Genomic DNA, 19,227 nt, shown 5'->3' with positions numbered 1-19,227 from the left:
AACCTAAATGGAGAAAACTGATGGCAGATATTATGGTCTTAGCGGGAGACTCTAACCCATACCACACCACGGAGCACTATCTGCGTAAAGTCCTTGTCGGCGATGTAGCTAGTGTCCGTACCCGTATCATTTCCGCACTTGAACGTCTCGGCTACGATCTGCTGGACGATGAGGATCTCACCGTTCGGGGTCGCCGCGGAGCATCGGGTTGGGGAACTTTCCACAGCTCTGCAGACGTTCTCGATTACCCGAGAACCCTCGTGATCAAATTAAAGGCGGCCGGTGATCACGCCACCCGCGTTACCTTCGACTACGTTGTTAAGCATCCTTCTCTCTCAAAGGGGGAAAAGGATATTCTGACGAGGGAAGCCGAGGCGATCTCGTCCCTAGCAACGGTCCGAAAGGTCGAGAAGATCTGTCCGACCTGCGGAACAGAAAGTACTGACGATTCGAGATTTTGCCGAAAATGCGGTACGCCGATGACGGTCGAGAGCACTGAGCTTGAAATGCTTAATATGGCAGCAGAGATCAGAGCTGGCTACACGTCGGTCGTTACCAGTGAGATCGTTATGGCTGCGACAACCATTGCCCTCGCTATCAGCGTGCTCTCCGTTATTGCAACCCAAGCTGTCTTGAATAAGGGCATTTGGACTTTCATATTGATCGCGCTTGGATTGTCCGTGCTGAATATGATCTTTATCGGGTTCGGATGGAACCGAATGAGCCGCTCACTCAAGAGAAAGCCAAGATCTTCCGAAACGATCCAGCCGGGAGCTGTTCTAAATTTTCCAGCCAGCGTCGATTCCTATCTTCCAGAACCTCCGTCGGTAATTGAGGGGACAACGTCGCTTCTAGAACCGTCGCCGAATCGAACGCGGCCGATCGAATTCGCCGAAGTTCAGCGAAAACGTGTAACTCTTTCCGATCTTGACCGGCAAGAATGATCATAGGCTTTTAGATATCGTGTCCTCTTCGTCAAAAGCCCCTCTTGTGTCGGCTTGATCGGGGGCTCAGGTTGTTGATCGAACCGGTTAATGTTCGAACGATTTTGACCGATAAGTTATTGGGTGAGTACTCAGTCATGTGCCTGAGAATCGCCCGCTCTTTTTAGTGTTAAGTCTTTTTGTACACATTTATTGACAAGCCTTTCTAAAATCGCGTAACCTTTACGTGGGCGTCCACGCCTGCCTTTAGCTCCCTAGGCTATCGATCTAGACCTTCGCTGTCCTTCGAATCCTCGATCCATCCATCATTCGAGATAACCGGTTTTTCACCGGGTTTCCCCCCTACCGCTCTCTTGTTCCACCCATAACCCCTTTTTGGAGAAGAATAACCACAAATGAAACGTTTCACTTCGCTTTTTGTAATAGCGCTTATCGGCGCATTGATAATTGCCACTGGGGTCTCAGCCCTCGTTGTCAACGGTGACTTCGAAAATGGGACCTTTGGTTCCTGGACAAAAACGGCCTACGTCAACAACGGGTACAGTTCCGCTCTCGGTGGCGGTGGTGCCGATCTAAGCGCCATCGTAGGCGGCCCTGCTGTGGCTCCGCTTAGTCTGTCCGACAGCCGTTCTAACAACGCTCTTAGGTATCCTGCATACGGACATTATTCAGCCCGGGTAAACAATGAGCAGTCGTATAGCAGTGGTGGCTACAGCAGGAACGGTAACATGATCACTCAGAATGTTTCGGCCTACATCGATCCAGCCGATAGTCTTAACCATACAAAGTTCGCATATGCGGCGGTCATGGTTAATCCAGCAAGCGGCCACACGGACGATCAGAAGCCGTATTTCAGAGTGCGGGCGATAAACGTTTCAAATGGCAACGACGTGCTTTATGATTTTGCGTCGTATGTAAATGAGCCGGGTAAGAACTGGCAGGATGGAGCAGCATTCGGCGGAGGCGAATTCTGGAAATATTTAAATTGGCAGGTGATCGACCTGACCTCGTCACCGGTACACCCCGTAAACTCAGGTGATAATATTCGCATCGAAGTCTCGGCATCAGGCTGCTCGCTCGGCGGACATCCGGGCTATGTTTACGTCGATGAGATCACCGATAACGAAATCGCCGGCCCGACGGTCAGAGCAACCGGCCCGTCAGGAGCCGATCAAGGTTCGACGATCACATACACATACAATTACAAAAACGGATCAGCCGGCTCGATCGACCCGACGGTAACAGCCACGCAGCCAACGGGCGTCACATTCACGTCAGTTACGGATCCAAATTGCAGTCTTAGCGGCGGAACGGTGACGTGTAATTTCACCAACGTGCCGGCCGGCGGTTCGGGATCATTCACGGTCAACGGAACCGTGACGGCTTCAACGGGATTCCAGATCGCACACGGTGCATACTCTATCGCCGCCCCAGGCTTTCCAACGGTTGGCGGGCAGACGGTATTGACCACCGTTACTTCGGTTGGAACGTCTACAACGGTTGGCTCATCGGTAAATCCATCGGTCAGCGGTCAAAGTGTTACATTCACCGCAACCGTTGCACCGACATCCGGGTCTAACACACCGACCGGTACGGTTCAATTCTCGATAGACGGCTCACCTGTCGGATCGCCCGTTGCTCTAAGCGGCGGTACGGCCTCATTTACAACTTCATCGCTATCGGTTGGCAATCATCCAGTCGGCGTAAGCTACGGCGGTAATCCGGGATTCAATCCAAGTAGTGGGTCGCTAGCCGGCGGGCAGACCGTAAACAAAGCTAACTCAGCTACCGTTGTTTCAACCTCGCCCAACCCTTCGGATTTTGGACAAACTGTAACCTTAACTGCAAATATCTCAGCCGCTGCGCCGGGATCCGATGTCCCTTCCGGCACGGTCCAATTTGCGATCGACGGCAGCAATTTCGGCAGCCCTGTAGCTGTAAGTGGCAGTGGAATTGCCCAGCTCACCACCTCAGCAATGGCCGTCGGAGCTCACAACATTGGAGCTTCGTATAACGGCAACGCGAATTTCAATTCCAGCTCCGGTTCAACCACACATCAGGTCGACAATGCCGATTCAACGACATCGGTCGTTAGTTCACTGCCAACGTCGACCTATGGCCAGTCGGTAACCTTTACCGCTACCGTCACGGTCGATCCTCCAGGCGTCGGAACACCCGGCGGAACCGTTAGCTTTTTCGACGGAGCAACACCGATCCCTGGCTGTCAGAATCTTCCTTTGAATGGCTCCGGCCAGGCGCAGTGTTCAACTGCGAATCTCACCGGTGGATTCCACAATATTTCCGTGGTCTACAGTGGCAACGGAAGCTTCAATGGCGGATCAGGCAATGTCACTCAGAACGTGAACAAGGCGACTCTCGGCGTGACGGCGTCGAGCCATACAGTAACTTACGGTGACGCGGTTCCCGCCGTAACTCCCTCGTATACAGGATTTGTCCTCAGCCAGGGGCCAGGAGACCTTACGGCGCAGCCAAGCTGCACGACTTCTTATACCCAGAGTTCCTCGGCTGCTGGTTCACCTTATTCGACCAGTTGTTCCGGTGGCGTGTCGGGCAACTACGATTTTGCGCCAACAAACGGAACAGTAACGGTAAACAAGGCGGCACTTACCGTGACAGCCTCGAGCCACACTGTCACATTCGGTGACGCTGCTCCAACCGTTACGCCAAGTTATAGCGGATTCGTTCTCTCCCAGGGACCGGCGAATCTTACGACTGCCCCGACGTGTTCCACGACCTACACCGCGGGTTCAACTGCTGCTAACTCGCCGTATTCATCAAGCTGCGGCGGCGGCGTTTCGGATAATTACTCATTCTCCTACACCGGCGGCACGGTAGCCGTTGATAAAGCAATGTTGACGGTCACCGCCTCGAGCCACGCCGTCACATTCGGCGACGCTGCTCCGAATGTAACGCCAGCTTATAGCGGGTTCGTCCTCTCTCAGGGACCGGCTAATCTCGCTACCGCCCCGACGTGTTCCACGACCTACACCGCTGGTTCAACTGCTGCTAACTCGCCATATACATCAAGCTGTGGCGGCGGCGTTTCGGACAATTACTCATTCACCTACACTGGCGGAACCGTAGCCGTAGATAAGGCAATTTTGACCGTCACGGCATCGAGCCACACCGTCACTTTTGGTGACGCTGCTCCAACCGTTACGCCGAGCTACAGCGGATTCGTCCTCTCTCAGGGACCAGCAAATCTTTCGACTGCACCGACCTGTTCCACGACCTATGCCGCTGGTTCAACTGCTGCCAACTCGCCATATCCAACGGCCTGCGTCGGCGGTGTTTCCAGTAATTACTCGTTCTCCTATACGAACGGTTCCGTAACCGTTGGTAAAGCAACGCTTACGGTCACGGCATCAAGCCATACCGTGTTCTACGGCAGCTTGGTTCCAACGATCACACCGTCTTACGCCGGCTTCGTGCTCGGGCAGAATGCCGCAAGCCTTGTGACCAGACCGACGTGCTCGACGACCTATTTATACGGAACCGGAGTAGCCGATCCGCTTAGCTCGACAACGTGTTCGGGCGGCGTATCCCCCAACTATGCTTTCGTGTACGTTAACGGCGCGGTTACCGTCACCAAAACCAATACCGCAACATATGTCGCAACTCTCATCAACCCGCCCGTTTACGGCCAGACCTTAACGGCAACGGCAACGATCACCGCCGTCGCTCCTGGTGGCGGAACACCGCAGGGAACGGTGAGCTTCTTTGATGGAGCAACGCCGATCGTTGGATGTCAGGACGTACCGGTGACGCCACTTGGGGCGGCAACGTGCAGTTCGAATACTCTCGCGGCGGGAGTTAACAAATCGATCTCAGCCCAATACAGCGGTAACTCGAACTACAACCCGAGTAACGGAGCAACAACTCAGACCATCGGTAAAGCTACGCTGAATGTTACGGCTTCGAGCCATACGGTCACGTATGGCGATGCGGCACCATCGATCACATCGACCATAACGGGTTTTGCACTGGGTGAAACGATCGTAAACATAACCCCGCCAACCTGCTCGACGACCTACGCACAGGGCTCACCTGTGTCTGGTTCACAGTATCCGGCGACTTGTTCGGGGGCAGTTTCCGCAAATTACAACTTCAACTACGCAGGCGGATACGTGACGGTTAACAAGAAGGCTCTGACGGTAACGGCCGACAACAAATTGAGAACCTACGGCGCGGCGAATCCACCTTTCACCGCAACGATCGCGGGCTTCGTGCTCGGCCAGAATCAGGGAACAAGTGACCTGACCGGAAGTCCTCTGCTGACAACCACGGCAACGTCAAGCAGCTCCGTCAATGGCGGACCTTACACGATCACAGCCTCACTTGGGACCCTCAATTCGGGCAACTACAGCTTTAACTTCATAAATGGTCAACTGACGATAGACAAGGCCGTGCTTACGATTACTGCTAACAATGCGAGCCGTGTTTTTGGTTCGCCAAATCCGGCATTCAGCGGTAGCTATAGCGGCTTCGTAAATGGCGAAAGTCTTCCAACGTCTGGAACGACGGGAACACCGAGCCTGACAACGGCGGCCGTTCAGACGAGCCCTGTCGGCACGTACGATATAGTTGTTGGCAGCGGAAATCTGGCGGCGGCGAATTACAGCTTCGCCTTTGTCAACGGAACTCTCACCGTGAACAAAGCTCCAACCATTACGACCATTACAAATGCTGCAGCGATCGCTGCGGGCAGCAGCCGGGTCGGGCAGGGATTTGATGTTAATTGGACATCGGTTCCTGAATCACCGATCACCGGCACCCCTGACCGGCAACGTGGTCGTTTCGGACGGCAGTGGTGCAACCTGCACCGCACCAGTCGCCGCCGGAACGTGCAGCCTGGTCTCAACGAGTCCCGGCATAAAGGCTGTTGTCGCCACATACCAAGGCGATAATAACTTTAAGCAGCAATTCGATGGGCGTTTTCCACACCGTGGTAATTCTGATCGCAGGAAACGTAAAACTTCAGGCATCTCCGGCTCCGAACATAAATCTTCCGGGTGTCACTGTCCGGATCACCGGCTCGCCGACCGGCGAAACTATAACAGATGCTAATGGCAACTACTCATTTAGCACGACCATTTCCGGAGGCAACTTCACAGTCACGCCATCAGGACTTGGCTACACGTACGTTCCAGCTGATCGTAGCTACACGAATGTGCTGGATAACGTGCTGAATGCTGATTTCCTCGCGGTTGGCGGTCCCGTCATCGTCCCGACGCCGACGCCAAATGCGACGCCGACACCCGGTGTAACGCCCACTCCCGCAGTTACGCCAACGCCAGTCGCAACTCCGACGCCAAACCCGACACCAACCGGTTCGCCAACTCCAACTCCATCAGGAATGGGTGGCGAAGGCGACGTGGTTGACGCGGCCGGAGCAACCCTCGGTGGGGACGGCGTTCACGGCAACGACCTCGACTCTGTCCGTGAATTCGCTCTTAAGAACTCACAGGCTGACATCAATGCGATGCAGTTCCAGCGTGGCGACACGGCTCCACGCGATCCTCGTCGGGCACTTATGGCGATGGGGCGATCGATTCTTCAGATGTGACGGTCGTGCGGCTGTACAGCATGGGATTGCTGCCGGATACTTCGGCTGCGGGGCCGGTTGTTCCTGATGTAGCTCCGACGCCGCCTGTAATGCCGGACGATCCGCGTGTGATCCGCGCGGTAAATGTGGGAACCCGTCCCGGCGAAGTTGTGACGGTTCAGTTCGAAATGGTCGCTCAGGGCGACGAGGCATCCGAGAGCTTTACCATCCACTTTGATCAGTCGGTTCTCAGCAATCCGGTCGTTATGGTCGGTGGCGGAGTTTCGCAGGGAACGCATCTAGGAACCAACACCAAGGAGCTCGGTTTGGGCAAGATCGGCATCCTGCTGGATTCGGTCACTGCACACGCCGGGAGCTCGTCAGATCCTGACGGTTCGGTTCAACGTAGCTGCTGACGCTCAGATCGGACTCTATCCGGTTTCGTTCGAAGACAGCACGACGGTTAGAAGCGTTTCGAGTACCATTGGACGTCTGCTGCCGACTAGGTATCAGACGGGTTACGTTCAGATCGGTTCAACCGCGGCTGGAGTAACCATGAGCGGACGCGTCACAACTGCCGGCGGCCAGGGACTAAGAAACGCAACGGTCGTGATGACAGACCAGCAGGGCTATCGCAGAACTACGACGACCGGTTCGTTCGGTTTCTACCGTTTCGATGACGTCGAATCGGGCAGAACCTACATCGTCGGCGTATCCGCAAAACGATACCGTTTCAACCCTCGCGTCGTAGATCTGACCGACAGCCTGACCGACGTTGACTTCATTGGAAATGAATAAGAAGCGTTTCCTCTAACCGACTGAAGACCGGCCGCAGACCCGGTCTTCATAAAAGCAAAAAAAGCGGCCCATTCAGGGTCGCTTTCTTTGCTTTATGAGGCGATCGGAATTGATACTTAGAACCAATAGAAAATCTTTGAAAAGGCGGAACGGGTTTTTCCTCTGCGTCTCCCACTCCGCAAAGTTCCAACCCGTTCCATTTTTTGGAACTCTGACCGGGCGGTCTAGGGCTCCAAAACTAAATCTAACTCTAATGATTTTACCAAAACGGAGAAATGTCAAGTTTCAATTGCCCCGTCAGACCAGCTAGTTATTTTCGCCATCGTTTTCATTAGGGACGCAGAGCTGCTGTATAGGGTCCCAATAGTATCCCGGGGGACAGGGATTAGCTTCCGACAGATCCAGGGAATGTCCAGCTTGCGGGGTTTCGATCTCTTTATATAGGTCCGCCCCATGTGATCTGAGGACCGCAGATATCTGGGCGACTAACGCGGGATCCCCACTAGCCGCTAAAAGGTTGAGTGCAGAAATGAAGCCCGCGCGTCGCTGGTCAAGTTCTTTATCAGTCATAATTGCCTCCTAGTTACTTCGGGAAATAAGCGAGATCTCCATACCGCCAGTCTGTCTACTATATATCAAACTCTTCGAATCCGGGGTCCAAGTAGTTCCGGAAAAGAAGTTCGTGGAATCATCGTTAGATGTTAGGCAACGTTCCTTGGTCGTCGACAGGTCTAGAACGCAGAGGTTCTCGACCTGATTGCGAAGTACGGAGTAAGCGATCGAGCCTTGGTCAGGCGACATCAAGAGCCCAAGGGCCTTTGCATCGCGAAGAGCGGTTAAACTCCTAATTTTAGATACTGCGGGATCGATCGGTACGAACACGAGTTCAAATCCGGAGCTAAGGCCAACCGCTGCATAGATCCCGTCGCCGTTCTTGGACCAATCGAGTAGTACGACATCCTGTTCAAAAGCAGCTAACTGCGCCACTTTGCCGGCCGTTGCGACCATAATTCGCGTTTGTCCTTTTCCGGAAGGGGTATTCGCATCCGAGGCCTCAAGAAAAGCAATACTCTCGGACCGCCTCAGCCATTTTGGTGACGACACGTATTTCTTCTCGCCTCCACCGTTGTTGGTGAGTATCTCGGTTTCTGTCGAGTTGTGCTCGATATAAAAATTGATTCGGTTCCCGACCGTCGAACTGCGTACGCGATTCGCTGGCCGTCTGTCGCCCATGCAAACGGTGAAGTATTCACTCCAAAAGGTGTTATTGAAAGATTTGGTGGTATAACTCCGCCTGAGCTTAACTGCGTTTCGGAGCTATCTTGCAGGTCGAACTTGAAGATGTTGAAATCGCTTCCTGTACGCTTAACAAAAGCAACGGATTCTCCGTTTGGAGACCAATCTAAGCAGCACCCGGGACTGGCTATACTTAAAAACGGTATCAACCCGGCATCAGTGATCTTATCGATCTGCAGTTTGGCGGATAGAAATTCAATCGACTCGCTAATTGACTGATAGGCCAAATACTTTCCGTCTGGTGAAACCTTGGGCATTAGCTGCATGTTTACTTTTCCAGTAAGCGGGGTGTGTGCGGCCGTTTTCACATCTGTCCGGACAATGTTCGCCTGATCGATGTTTGAGATGAACGCGATCTGCTCACCGCTGGCCGACACTACCGGATTTGACGCACTAAAATTACTAAAAGTTATCTGTCTTGGCGTACGTCCATCCAGATTTCTCACGTAGATCTGAAATCTGCCATTGTCGGCAGCACTATATGCATAGCCGTCACCCTCGAGGAAAAAGTCGGGTGTTCCGTTGCGGCGAGTTTCTTCTGGCAGCAGGCGTGCTTGGCTTGCTCCGATCGTCTTGTACCAGAGATGCTCCTCCCCGTTGTTAGTTGTCGCAACGATCATCGCTAACTCATCACGTGAAATAGAAAATCCGCGAGTTACCCGCCCTTCGATACCACTAAGATCTAGTACGGTCACTGCTCCGGATCGGAGATCGATCGTCTTCGGACCAAAGCCGTCGTCAAAGTAGATCCTCTCCACCATCGCTGCTCCATTTCCGTAACTGTGGAGCCCGTGTCTTTGCCGGGAATGCCGCTATCGATTCGACATCGCCGCCTCCGGCGGGAACCCAGCAAAGCTCGGTCTTGGTTCCTTTTGTCGATATAAAACCGATGCGCGATCCGTCCGGCGACCAAACGGGCGAATAGTCAGATCCTCCTGTAGTTAACCGGACCGGAGCTTCATCATGCACAGATTGGACGTAGATCGAGGTTGTTCCTACCTCTGACAGGGCAAAAGCAAGCCGCGCCCCATCGGGCGAAAAGCTTAGGTCTGTGATCGCTCCGCCAACCTTCCTCTTAATGCTATAGAGGCTCGACATCTTAAAGCCGTCACCGGAATTATCCTTAAAGAGTTCGGTTCCTTGTGTTCGAGCATTAAAGAAAAGCGTAACTGAGATCGTCGCGATGACTGCCATGACGCCTGCCGCGATCATGTAATTTCGAAACCTGTGGGTTGCTCTCACCGAGGAGGCTGTGAATCCGCTATTAGATTTTTGTGTCGACGTTTCCGGAAGTTTAGAGAGATCTGAGACAACATCGGACATCGATTTGTACCGACGCTGAATGTCTTTCTCAAGAGCTCGCCTTAATATGAGGTTGATCGCCTCCAGGTTATCGGTATCAAGCCCCTTTACCTCGTCGGGATCTTGATTCAGGATCTTGTCAATAAGCTCAGCCCGGCTGCTTCCGGCAAAAGGCATTTTTCCGGTCAGCATTTGATAAAAGAGAACGCCGAACCCCCAGATATCGGTTTGGAATCCGACCTCTTCACCACGCAGATGTTCCGGCGACATATAGGCGATCGTGCCGGCGATCAAGCCATGGTCAACGGTACCTAACGAATCGGAATCCGGACTTACATCTTCGGCCAAGCCGAAATCTAGAACCTTTATTTGCTTTTCCGCACCAACGATCACATTTGCCGGTTTTACGTCCCGGTGAACGAGGCCATATGAGTGCGCTTTCGCAAGAGCGGCGGCGATCTGCTGAGCATACTCGATCGCATCAACGGTGCTTACACTGTCTTTGAATATAAGAGCGTCGAGCGTCTCGCCCACCACATACTGCATCGCGATAAACGGGTGCCCGTCAGTCTCTCCTACTTCGTAAACGGAGCAGATACCTGCATGTTCGACCTTAGCTACAGCTCGGGCTTCGCTGAGAAGCCGTGCTGAAGCCCGGTCCGCAAGACCAGAATCGCTATGAATTATCTTAATTGCTATTAGCCGGTTGAGGGATGTGTCGTTAGCTAGATAAACCTCGCCCATTCCTCCTCGGCCGAGAAGTTCAATGATCTCGTAATGACTGAACGTGTAGCCTGGGGCAAACAGGGGAAGGGGTGGGCTCAGATATAGATGGTCGATCCTCTAGCAAGGACGCTTCAAGGAAGCCGCTCTCATATGAATCCAACAAGACTTCAACCTCAGAGCGGAGTGAACTATCAAGTATGCATTCCTCGTCAAGGAACTTCGCCCGCTCATGCTGGCATGCTAAGAGCTTCGTAAACTATTCCCTTAACTTTTTTGCCAGTCAAGCCTACCCATATCAGAGCGATAAACTATATTTAAGCCAGGCCTTTGCAACCGTCCAATCTCTCTTAACGGTGGCCATTGATATATTGAGTACCTCAGCGGTCTCGACGAGGCTGCATCCCCCAAAATACCTCAATTCGACTATCTTTGCCTGCTGGGGATCCATTTCGGCAAGCTTCTTGAGACATTCATCAAGCAGTACCAGGTCCACCTCTGAATTCTCTACTGCTATCTGAAAGGTTTCTTCGAGGGAAACGGTCTCGGCATCCCCGCCTCTTTTTCCCTGTCTCGGCCCCGCGCATAATCAACGAGGATCCGCCGCATCATTTCCGACGCTAGCCAAAAAAACTGTCCGCGATTTTCCAGGTGTTTTTCACGCTGTAACGCGAGTTTTAAGTAGGTCTCGTGAACGAGGGCGGTGGTCTGCAGAGTATGGTTAGATCGCTCGTAGCGAAGATGGTAATGAGCTCGCTTCCGAAGCTCATCGTAGATGATCGGTACAAGGCGGTCGAAAGCCCGATCATCCCCTCTTTCCAGGCGATCAGCAGCTCACTCACTTGTGTAGGTTGTTGAAATCGCGAACCTATCATATTTAGCCGATCCTTCTGCTGGCTGATTCTTAACAAGGCTAACGGCAAGCTAAATCACCGTCAACCAATTTCCCAAGATTATAGCACTTACTAAATCGTTATTAGATGCATGAGGGTCGCGGGATTGAGAAAAATGGATCATTTGGCTTTCACGAAAAAAAAATGAGCCAAAATGAAAACAAATATCGCGTTTACATATTAAGGGGAAGTCTTGCAATAGGGCAGGCGAATGTTGTCGCCTATTATAATACCGGGCGGCAGAGCACAGGCTCCCTTTCTCCCACCATCCTATCTTCCACAGATCAAGTTGTAATCTCACAGATCTTCAAGGACAATCAAAAAGAGCGACCAGACCAGGTCGCTCTTTTTCATCTAAAAATTGGAGGCGGCGATCGGAATTGAACCGATGAATAAAGGTTTTGCAGTTCCAAAAACCGTAGTAACACTAAATGTTACGGAGTGATTTACGCCGATATTTGCTAGGTTTCGTGAATCTGCTTTCTCTCAGTGTTACTCAGAATTAGCGTGAATTAGCTACATTATTAGATACAGGCGATCTATGGCGAAATCAGACGAAAAGAAAAGCGGGGCGTGCTTAACGCTACCCGCTCTTTTCTAAATGTGACGTGTTGCTCTCAGGCCGTCTTACGCTTTGCCAATTCGTCCGTTATGCCGCCTCGATAGCTATTAAGATTGCGAAGTGAGTTCTTCTGATGCTGTTCGGTAGCGTGAGCATATCGATACACCATATCAAGTTTCGAATGGCCTAGGACCGCCGCAAGACTTACCAAATCGTTACCGGATGCAACGTAGTCGGATGCGAATGTATGCCTCAGATCGTATAGCTTGAATTTTTCGACACCGGACCGCGTCACCGCCGCATTGTGAGCGTTTGTCACCTTAAGTATAGGCGTGTCACTCTTACCTTTCTTTCCGCCGCCAAAAAGTAAACCATTCTCTGTTTTGTCGTATCGGAGCCTTAGGATTCTGGCGACATCGACAGGCATATCAAGAGATCGTTTTGCGGCGTCTGTCTTGCCTTCGAAAATTCGAATCTTGTTCGACTGCCAATCGATGTTTTCCTTGCGTAGAGCCACGACCTCAGACGGACGCATGCCTAAGTTGTACATAATGACCGCTATGTCCTTCAGGGGCTGGCTGGCGGCCATGAGATAGCGTCGAAACTCCTGTACCGATACAACCCGGTTTTGTTGGTTGTTCTCTTTAAGGGAATAACTTCTTCGTCGGATTAACTAGAACCATTTGATCGACTTCGATCTTCCTATTGAAGATGGCCCTTAACAAGCCAAGTTCGCGGTTGATGGTGGCGGGTTTGATCGACGCGGTAGTCTTCGCCTTGGAATTCTTTTTCAACTTAAGGGCGGGAGCTTTCTTCTTTTGCGCCGTTCGCCATGCAATAAACCTTTCAACATCTTCGCGGGTGATCTTATCGATCCTCATTGGTCCAAAATGCTCTATTAAAGCCCAACTGGCTGTTTCATAGCGGCGGCGTGTACTTTCCTTCCGCTTCGAGTTGGGCGATGCAAGGAATTCCGCTACAACCTCAGAAAAGACAGGGAACTTAGGTTCCTCAACTTCCTTGGGGGCGTCCAGATCGATGCGGCGGAAATTTAGTTGGTGACGAAGTGACGCCTCGAACTCACCCGCTGCCTTCAAGTTGGAACATTTTGTTGATTGCTGAATCAGCTTGCCGTCGAAGTAGAATTTCGTCCAATAGTTCTTTGTGTTTGCTCGTTTGTAAAGTGCCATTATCTAATCTCCTTCTTACTCGTCTGTTTAACCTGCTTTCCTGTGACGCATTTTTTGATTTCCACACGTTTCGGTTTGTCGAGCCTTCTCCCGGAGTATCGTCTGCCAAAATATTTTCTTGCAGATGGGGCAAACGCCAAGCCGGTCAATCTTGATCCGCTTGTCGAGGATCACTGACAACAAACTGGGTTTATATTCTCTGATAGTGAAATCGGCATTGACCGTGACAAATGACGAACGAGTCACTAATGCAGGCATATACCTTCCGCGTTTCATAAATGATGCCGAAGCGATAAGAGCGAGCAACGAATCACGATCTAACTGAAGGCATCTGATTGCTTCATTCATCGCGGCCACGGGAACCGGACCAATATACTTTCCAAGTGCCCAATATTTACTGTCGATTTCTTTTTTAACCCCTGGTTTCGAACTCTGCGACCGTCCATTCATGTTTCTCTTGCTGAAGTGGATCTGAAGTAGCAAACGGATCGGTGAAATCGTTATCACCCGGTGCGTAGAGAGAGGCCATGAATGAATCAAAGCTTTCCAGTAACGGTTCCATCATCTCCCTGAATCTGACAAGTTCGCTATCAGACCTTGGAAGGAGATTGACGCGAGATAATCGGTTCGATCTCTTCTCGTCCCAGATTCTTATTTTGTCTCCCCATAATGGCGATTACCTTAGTAACTTGCACCTTCCGGTGCATATTAAACCCTGATATTTTTTTTGTTTGACCTATCCAGCAATACTGTCTACGCTTGAGTCCGTCCACAGTAGTTAAAGTGCTACTGGAGATTATCACGAATAGATTCGTGGTGCAAGTTAACTAATAATAAGGAGCAACACTTGATGACAACGAGTAATAACAAAGAACTTACACCGTTAGCCAACACTCTACAGGACGTAGAAAAACGAACCGGATTATCCGTCCCATACCTAAGACAACGAGTGAAAGCGAAGGACTTGAAGGTAACGCGATTTGGCCGTGCAATACGCATCCTTGAATCGGACCTTATGGATTTTTTGAGGAAAGGCGTGGGGAACAGAAATGAGCGATAAATCTGAACGCTGGAATTCACGCGCGGCGGTTGCGTTCTGCGTTCGAGTTACGGACGAGCGGAAGTTGACCTACGCGAAATATCTTGAGGCAAAAGAGAAGGCCGCTGGCAGGCGGCCCGATTACAGGAGATAAATGTACAAACTAGATATGATTCTATCACGCTTCGACCGCGTTAAAAAGACAAGTCGAGGCATTATGGCGAGATGTCCGGCCCACGATGACAAGTCGCCGAGCCTGAGCATTACCGAGAAGGACGATAAGGTTCTCGTTCATTGCTTTGCGGGATGCACACCGGACGAAATCCTTTCCGCTGTGGGTTTAGAGTTTCGAGACCTATTTCTAAATGACGAGCCATTCCGGACGGTCCAAACGCGGCCAAGGGCGGCTAATAAGCACGTCAGCGTCGATGCCATCGAAGATCAAATAAACTTTGTAGAATCTTCGCCAAGGCCGTTAGATCAAACCCTCAAACCCGTTCCGATTCTGGAAGATGACTATTTGCCGAAAGTCCTTGTCAAATGGCTGCGGCCCGCGTCAAAACTGATCGGCTGCCCGTTCGATTTTCTTGTACTTTCCGCGATCGTGTTCGCAGGGAGCCTTATCGGTTCGCGGGTTCGGATACGTCCGCAAAATACAAATCCGTGGTTTGTCGTACCAAATCTTTATGCGGCGGTTGTTGGACTACCATCAACCAAAAAATCGCCCGCGCTAGACGAAACCCGAAAGCCAATATTACAGCTTCAGTCCATTGCGAAGGCGGCCTATGACGAACTAAAGGCAGAATACGAGATCGACCTCAAATTCTACGAAAAGAAGGAAAAGGAAACTCTGAATGGAGCTGACACAAAGAGCGCCTATAAGGACGCTATCGCGTCACTAGAACGGCCCGAGCGACCAACAATGCGGCGCTATGAAACAAACGATTGCACCACACCAAAACTCATTCAATTTCTGTTAGAAAACCCGAATGGTTTTGTCCAAACCCGTGACGAACTAATGGGCTTTCTTCGTGCCTTAGAAGCCGAATACGACCGTTCGGCCCGTCAGTTAATCCTAGAACTTGCAAAAGGCGCGATCACTTATGATATGAACCGCGTCAGTGAAAACCGGGAGATATATCTTACATCCGGCACGCTTTCAATAATTGGCGGCGTACAGCCTGCCAAGCTGCAAAGGTATATCGCCGAATGTTATTCGAATGATGACGCGGACGGTTTTCTTCAGCGGTTTATATTCGCTTACCCTGACACGCCACGCCAAACCTCAAAAGCGACACCGAGCGACCGGGAGCGGATGCAATTAGGGTTTGAAGCGGCGAATCGGTTATTGGCGGCCCTTGCGTCCAATGACTTCGGCGGCGTGAATATTAGTGACAGCGGGCAAAAGTTCCGGGCGATCCGCTTTAACACGGAGGCACAGGCAATCTTCGACGAATGGAAGGAAGAAATCGAATTAGAGGCCGAACGCTTACAAGTCGAGGATGCACCTTTCGCGGCGTATCTCTACAAGATGGAAAAGAGCTGTTCAGCAATCGCCCTGATATTTCACATGCTCGAAAGCGAAGGCCCGGCGATCAGTGACGAAATTTCATCGGAAACACTTCTGAGAACATTGGCTTACGTCGAGGTGTTGACCATGCACGCCCGGCGCGTCTTCGCACTAGGCGAAAATCAGATATACGACCTCGCGCGGGTTGTTCTAGGCAAGATCAAGAAAGGCGATCTAAAGTCAGGCTTTACAGCCTATGACGTAAAGCGGAAAGGATGGAGCGGACTAAAGACGAATGACACTGTCAACGATGTGCTGCACTTACTTGTCGATTACGGTTATTTGCTGCAATTAGATACGAAAGAAAAACCCGGACGGCCTACCGCAAAATACCTGATTCATTCATCGCTCGAAAGTGGGGTGAATCTATGAAATGGGCGGCAAGACTTAAGGCAAAGGCCGAAGGCGAAAATCCGGACTTACAGGAAAACGCAACCGCGAAAAACTGCGATAACCCTATTTTCGCAGTTAATCACAGTACCGTTTTAGTACCTATCCCAAAATCTGACGAAGAATTGATTGTTGGAATCGTGCGGGATTGTCTTAACGAACCCGGACGCAGGATCAGTGAGTTTAACGCTATCGACGCATACAACGCGAAACTCGAACAAGTCCGAAACGACCCGGAGTTATCGGCGAAGTTCGATGAATTGTGCGAAGAAAGAATCGCGATCCTAATACATGACGGAGGGCGAACTGAAGAAGAAGCCGAACTTTATGTTAGGGATATTCGCTACCTGACAGAAGCACTGATGCACTTTTGAAAACAAACATGTGCCAAATCGGTACTGCGAAAAACCGAGAAAATTATACATTCTTTAGGCTAATAAGAATTACGTTGATATATTAGTATTTCTAATGATAAAATCAACGGTATGGGACGAATCGAACAACCGGAAATCAACGGACGCAACGGAGAAGGCAAATTCACGAAAGGGAACCCGTTCGGGTGGCGTCCCGGCGTTAGTGGCAACCCTTCAGGCCGTCCGAAGGGATCGAAGTCAGGCACTTCGGCACTTAGACGCATGGCAAGGGCATTTGTGGACCCGAAGTCCGGGCTATCCGCTGAAGAACTTATTGCCTCGAAACTGATAGCGGCGGCGATCGACGGAAATTTGCCGGCGATCAAGGAATTCTATGACCGGCTAGAGGGCAAAGCCGGAATTCGGGTTGAACTTGAAACGGAAATAATGGACTGGCGCGAAAAAGCCCTTGCCTATGGTTTAGATCAAGATGACGTTTTCACGGAAGCAAAATTACTCGTCGAATCCACTAATGGACCAAGCGGTTCAAACGCTGATAGCAAAGCGTAACCGAAGCGGCGAAGACGAAAGGGAAAAACAGATCGAGGCACGCAAAAGCCTTAAGGCGTTCGCCTGCTATGTGAATCCGCGATTCCAGTTCTATCGGCACTGCGAACTATTGGCGGATGTTTTGGAACGTGTCGTTTCAGGTGAGATCAAACGCCTGATTATTCAGATGCCGCCTCGTCATGGAAAAAGCGAACTTGTTAGTCGGATTCTTGCTGCATACTACCTTGCTCGTCGTCCGAGTCACTTTGTCTGCCTTACGAGCTATTCTTACGAACTCGCCGGTACGTTAAGCCGTGCGGCGCGTGAGAACTACATAAGGGCGGGCTTTGATACTCACGCGGACGCCGGGGCCGTTAAGCATTGGGAAACGCTTGCAGGCGGCGGCATGTTCGCGGCGGGTGTCGGCGGTTCGATCACTGGCAAAGGGTTTGATCTTGGAATTATTGACGACGTTGTTAAGGATGCCGAAGAAGCGAATTCCGCCATCGTCCGCGATAAGGTTTGGGACTGGTACGCCTCGACATTTTCAACCCGAACCGAACCGGATGCGGCCATAGTGGTAATGGGGACGCGATGGCATGAAGACGACCTTATAGGACGCCTAATCCACAACGAAAGGCAAAGCACATCAAACGAGAACTGGCATGTCGTTTCATTGCCCGCGTTATTCGAGGCCAACGATGATTTTCCCGAAAGCTGCATAGTCGAACCTGATTTTCGCGAACGAGAAGGGCAAGCACTTTGCCCGGAGCGGTACACGGCGAAAACACTAGCACATAAAAGATCACAGATCGGCGGCTATCACTTCGAGGCTATGTATCAGCAACGGCCTACCTCTCCGGCGGGTGTTCTCTTTGACGTTAGCCAATTTGAGTTTGTTGACGCGGTTCCTGCAATAGTTTCGCAGCGATGGCGGGGTTGGGATAAGGCGTCAACCGAAGGCGGCGGGGACTATACCGCAGGGGTTCGAGTGTCGAAAGGGAAAGACGGGGTTTTCTATATTGAAGACGTATGCCGGGGACAATGGGACACGGCGAAACGCGATCGGATGATTCGTTACATAGCTGAGATCGACGGACTCAATTGTCGAGTGATCGGTGAACAGGAACCCGGTAGCGGTGGCAAGGATTCAGCACAAGCCTTCGTTAAGTTACTTGGGGTTTTAGTGTATTAACCGAAAAGACTTCAGGTTCAAAGGAACTTCGAGCGGACCCGTTATCGGCGCAGATCAATGCCGGGAATTTCCGCATAGTTCGCGGGGACTGGAACGCGGAGTTTGTAGAAGAAATGAGACAGTTTCCACGCGGGCGGCATGATGACCAGGTTGATGCCTTATCTTTGGCATTTAATCGGATAGCAACCTATCGACCCTTGGAGTTCTGCGAATTTAGAATGTAATCAACAAAGGAGTTAGTTAGATGAAAAATGACGAAGTGAAATTTTTAAGCATGCGGACGCGGGCATTCGGCGGCGTGATACAAAATTTGAACGTACCCGTTCAAGATGTACCGAGACGTCGAAAGGCGGGTTGGGTGGCCCATAATGAGCAAGTACCAGAACCGCAGCCACCTGACATCGAGGTACTTACACTAAAGGTAAAGGATGCGATAGCCATAGCCGAGAAGGCAGAGGCGAACGCCACGTTAGAACGCCACCGCGTCGCTGAGGCAACGACATTTTTAGAGCTTGCGAAAGAGTCAATACCTCGCGAGGCAGAGATCAAAAGACAGGCTGCTATTGAGGCGGAACAGGTAGCAATTCGTCGTAAATGTTTCGCGGCCTTGCAGGCGTCTTCGGAGCCGCTACCCTTCAAACGTCTGTTATCTTTAGCCGCATCGCCTAGCCAAGAAATATACGTCCGTAATTACTTCGGAACGCAGGATCACCAAGTCGGAATTGCCGAAGACGGTGATCGTCTCATTATGCTGAATAAGGTCCCTTACTTGCGAGAGAAAGCGGAAAGGGAACAGCGAGAGGCTGCGGAAAAAGAAGTTGCTATCAGAGCAAGAATGAATATGGAGACAAACTAAT

General features: G+C 51.3%; 18 protein-coding genes and 2 pseudogenes. 14 read left to right on the top strand and 6 right to left on the bottom strand.

Annotation, left to right across the window (positions count from 1 at the left end; translation table 11 throughout):
* The first annotated feature begins 20 nt into the window (after positions 1-20).
* The 5 genes from IPG22_20490 to IPG22_20470 all read left to right on the top strand — a co-directional run bounded on the left by IPG22_20490 (position 21) and on the right by IPG22_20470 (position 7,308).
* Positions 21-944: a zinc ribbon domain-containing protein gene (locus tag IPG22_20490; protein MBK6590661.1), complete on the top strand. Its 924-nt coding sequence runs from the start codon at positions 21-23 to the stop codon at positions 942-944.
* 395 nt (positions 945-1,339) lie between these two features.
* Positions 1,340-5,872, top strand: a complete 4,533-nt coding sequence (locus IPG22_20485) for an Ig-like domain repeat protein (protein ID MBK6590660.1) — start codon at positions 1,340-1,342, stop codon at positions 5,870-5,872.
* 20 nt (positions 5,873-5,892) lie between these two features.
* Positions 5,893-6,531, top strand: coding sequence for a hypothetical protein (locus IPG22_20480; GenBank protein ID MBK6590659.1), 639 nt, complete (start codon positions 5,893-5,895; stop codon positions 6,529-6,531).
* 20 nt (positions 6,532-6,551) lie between these two features.
* Complete coding sequence (locus IPG22_20475) at positions 6,552-6,926, top strand: hypothetical protein (protein MBK6590658.1); 375 nt, start codon at positions 6,552-6,554, stop codon at positions 6,924-6,926.
* A gap of 139 nt (positions 6,927-7,065) precedes the next feature.
* On the top strand, positions 7,066-7,308 hold the full coding sequence (locus IPG22_20470; GenBank protein ID MBK6590657.1) for a carboxypeptidase regulatory-like domain-containing protein: 243 nt from the start codon (positions 7,066-7,068) through the stop codon (positions 7,306-7,308).
* Between the two features lie 579 nt (positions 7,309-7,887).
* Here IPG22_20470 and IPG22_20465 read toward each other — a convergent pair.
* The 4 genes and pseudogenes from IPG22_20465 to IPG22_20450 all read right to left on the bottom strand — a co-directional run bounded on the left by IPG22_20465 (position 7,888) and on the right by IPG22_20450 (position 11,451).
* Positions 7,888-8,316: a hypothetical protein gene (locus IPG22_20465; GenBank protein MBK6590656.1), complete on the bottom strand. Its 429-nt coding sequence runs from the start codon at positions 8,314-8,316 to the stop codon at positions 7,888-7,890.
* 74 nt (positions 8,317-8,390) lie between these two features.
* Entirely contained in the window at positions 8,391-9,365 is a 975-nt protein-coding gene (locus tag IPG22_20460) for a PD40 domain-containing protein (protein MBK6590655.1), read from the bottom strand.
* Entirely contained in the window at positions 9,343-10,650 is a 1,308-nt protein-coding gene (locus IPG22_20455; GenBank protein MBK6590654.1) for a serine/threonine-protein kinase, read from the bottom strand. The genes IPG22_20460 and IPG22_20455 overlap by 23 nt, the downstream gene beginning before the upstream one ends.
* A 277-nt stretch (positions 10,651-10,927) precedes the next feature.
* Positions 10,928-11,451: pseudogene (locus IPG22_20450) on the bottom strand (sigma-70 family RNA polymerase sigma factor).
* Positions 11,452-11,609: 158 nt separating this feature from the next.
* Here IPG22_20450 and IPG22_20445 point away from each other — a divergent pair.
* Positions 11,610-11,906, top strand: a complete 297-nt coding sequence (locus IPG22_20445; protein ID MBK6590653.1) for a hypothetical protein — start codon at positions 11,610-11,612, stop codon at positions 11,904-11,906.
* Positions 11,907-12,139: 233 nt separating this feature from the next.
* Here the strand turns inward: IPG22_20445 and IPG22_20440 are convergent, their stop codons facing one another.
* Together IPG22_20440 and IPG22_20435 are read right to left on the bottom strand one after the other, a co-directional pair.
* Positions 12,140-12,673, bottom strand: a complete 534-nt coding sequence (locus IPG22_20440) for a site-specific integrase (protein MBK6590652.1) — start codon at positions 12,671-12,673, stop codon at positions 12,140-12,142.
* A 55-nt stretch (positions 12,674-12,728) separates the two neighbouring features.
* Entirely contained in the window at positions 12,729-13,274 is a 546-nt protein-coding gene (locus IPG22_20435) for a phage integrase SAM-like domain-containing protein (protein MBK6590651.1), read from the bottom strand.
* 850 nt (positions 13,275-14,124) lie between these two features.
* On the opposite strand from IPG22_20435, the gene IPG22_20430 reads away from it, so the two are divergent.
* The 8 genes and pseudogenes from IPG22_20430 to IPG22_20395 all read left to right on the top strand — a co-directional run bounded on the left by IPG22_20430 (position 14,125) and on the right by IPG22_20395 (position 19,226).
* Entirely contained in the window at positions 14,125-14,334 is a 210-nt protein-coding gene (locus tag IPG22_20430; protein ID MBK6590650.1) for a helix-turn-helix domain-containing protein, read from the top strand.
* The gene (locus IPG22_20425) at positions 14,324-14,467 is read left to right on the top strand and encodes a hypothetical protein (protein ID MBK6590649.1); all 144 of its coding nucleotides are present in this window, start codon (positions 14,324-14,326) and stop codon (positions 14,465-14,467) included. Before IPG22_20430 ends, IPG22_20425 begins: the two co-directional genes overlap by 11 nt.
* A 63-nt stretch (positions 14,468-14,530) precedes the next feature.
* Positions 14,531-16,255 (top strand): DUF3987 domain-containing protein, encoded by a 1,725-nt coding sequence (locus IPG22_20420; GenBank protein MBK6590648.1) that lies wholly within the window; start codon positions 14,531-14,533, stop codon positions 16,253-16,255.
* On the top strand, positions 16,252-16,647 hold the full coding sequence (locus IPG22_20415; GenBank protein ID MBK6590647.1) for a hypothetical protein: 396 nt from the start codon (positions 16,252-16,254) through the stop codon (positions 16,645-16,647). The genes IPG22_20420 and IPG22_20415 overlap by 4 nt, the downstream gene beginning before the upstream one ends.
* 111 nt (positions 16,648-16,758) lie before the next feature.
* A complete protein-coding gene (locus IPG22_20410) occupies positions 16,759-17,196 on the top strand; it encodes a hypothetical protein (GenBank protein MBK6590646.1) in 438 nt (145 codons plus the stop codon).
* On the top strand, positions 17,159-18,370 hold the full coding sequence (locus tag IPG22_20405; protein ID MBK6590645.1) for a hypothetical protein: 1,212 nt from the start codon (positions 17,159-17,161) through the stop codon (positions 18,368-18,370). Before IPG22_20410 ends, IPG22_20405 begins: the two co-directional genes overlap by 38 nt.
* Positions 18,358-18,594, top strand: a pseudogene (gene terL, locus IPG22_20400) (phage terminase large subunit). Before IPG22_20405 ends, terL begins: the two are co-directional and overlap by 13 nt.
* Positions 18,595-18,614: 20 nt before the next feature.
* Positions 18,615-19,226, top strand: a complete 612-nt coding sequence (locus tag IPG22_20395; GenBank protein MBK6590644.1) for a hypothetical protein — start codon at positions 18,615-18,617, stop codon at positions 19,224-19,226.
* The last annotated feature ends 1 nt before the right edge of the window (position 19,227 follow it).

The organism is Acidobacteriota bacterium (genome assembly GCA_016703965.1).
In the GTDB taxonomy this organism is placed as follows: Bacteria; Acidobacteriota; Blastocatellia; order Pyrinomonadales; family Pyrinomonadaceae; genus OLB17.
The sequence above is the reverse complement of the archived record's forward strand: the minus strand, read 5'-3'. Positions and strand labels throughout refer to the sequence as shown.

What these genes read in the sequence shown, in the direction of transcription:
- IPG22_20490 (MBK6590661.1), top strand. Translation starts at nt 21, where the DNA reads ATGGCAGATATTATGGTCTTAGCGGGAGACTCTAACCCATACCACACC.
- IPG22_20485 (MBK6590660.1), top strand. Translation starts at nt 1,340, where the DNA reads ATGAAACGTTTCACTTCGCTTTTTGTAATAGCGCTTATCGGCGCATTG.
- IPG22_20480 (MBK6590659.1), top strand. Translation starts at nt 5,893, where the DNA reads ATGGGCGTTTTCCACACCGTGGTAATTCTGATCGCAGGAAACGTAAAA.
- IPG22_20475 (MBK6590658.1), top strand. Translation starts at nt 6,552, where the DNA reads ATGGGATTGCTGCCGGATACTTCGGCTGCGGGGCCGGTTGTTCCTGAT.
- IPG22_20470 (MBK6590657.1), top strand. Translation starts at nt 7,066, where the DNA reads ATGAGCGGACGCGTCACAACTGCCGGCGGCCAGGGACTAAGAAACGCA.
- IPG22_20465 (MBK6590656.1), bottom strand. Translation starts at nt 8,316, where the DNA reads ATGGTCGCAACGGCCGGCAAAGTGGCGCAGTTAGCTGCTTTTGAACAG.
- IPG22_20460 (MBK6590655.1), bottom strand. Translation starts at nt 9,365, where the DNA reads ATGGTGGAGAGGATCTACTTTGACGACGGCTTTGGTCCGAAGACGATC.
- IPG22_20455 (MBK6590654.1), bottom strand. Translation starts at nt 10,650, where the DNA reads ATGGGCGAGGTTTATCTAGCTAACGACACATCCCTCAACCGGCTAATA.
- IPG22_20445 (MBK6590653.1), top strand. Translation starts at nt 11,610, where the DNA reads ATGCATGAGGGTCGCGGGATTGAGAAAAATGGATCATTTGGCTTTCAC.
- IPG22_20440 (MBK6590652.1), bottom strand. Translation starts at nt 12,673, where the DNA reads ATGGCCGCCAGCCAGCCCCTGAAGGACATAGCGGTCATTATGTACAAC.
- IPG22_20435 (MBK6590651.1), bottom strand. Translation starts at nt 13,274, where the DNA reads ATGGCACTTTACAAACGAGCAAACACAAAGAACTATTGGACGAAATTC.
- IPG22_20430 (MBK6590650.1), top strand. Translation starts at nt 14,125, where the DNA reads ATGACAACGAGTAATAACAAAGAACTTACACCGTTAGCCAACACTCTA.
- IPG22_20425 (MBK6590649.1), top strand. Translation starts at nt 14,324, where the DNA reads ATGAGCGATAAATCTGAACGCTGGAATTCACGCGCGGCGGTTGCGTTC.
- IPG22_20420 (MBK6590648.1), top strand. Translation starts at nt 14,531, where the DNA reads ATGGCGAGATGTCCGGCCCACGATGACAAGTCGCCGAGCCTGAGCATT.
- IPG22_20415 (MBK6590647.1), top strand. Translation starts at nt 16,252, where the DNA reads ATGAAATGGGCGGCAAGACTTAAGGCAAAGGCCGAAGGCGAAAATCCG.
- IPG22_20410 (MBK6590646.1), top strand. Translation starts at nt 16,759, where the DNA reads ATGGGACGAATCGAACAACCGGAAATCAACGGACGCAACGGAGAAGGC.
- IPG22_20405 (MBK6590645.1), top strand. Translation starts at nt 17,159, where the DNA reads ATGGACCAAGCGGTTCAAACGCTGATAGCAAAGCGTAACCGAAGCGGC.
- IPG22_20395 (MBK6590644.1), top strand. Translation starts at nt 18,615, where the DNA reads ATGAAAAATGACGAAGTGAAATTTTTAAGCATGCGGACGCGGGCATTC.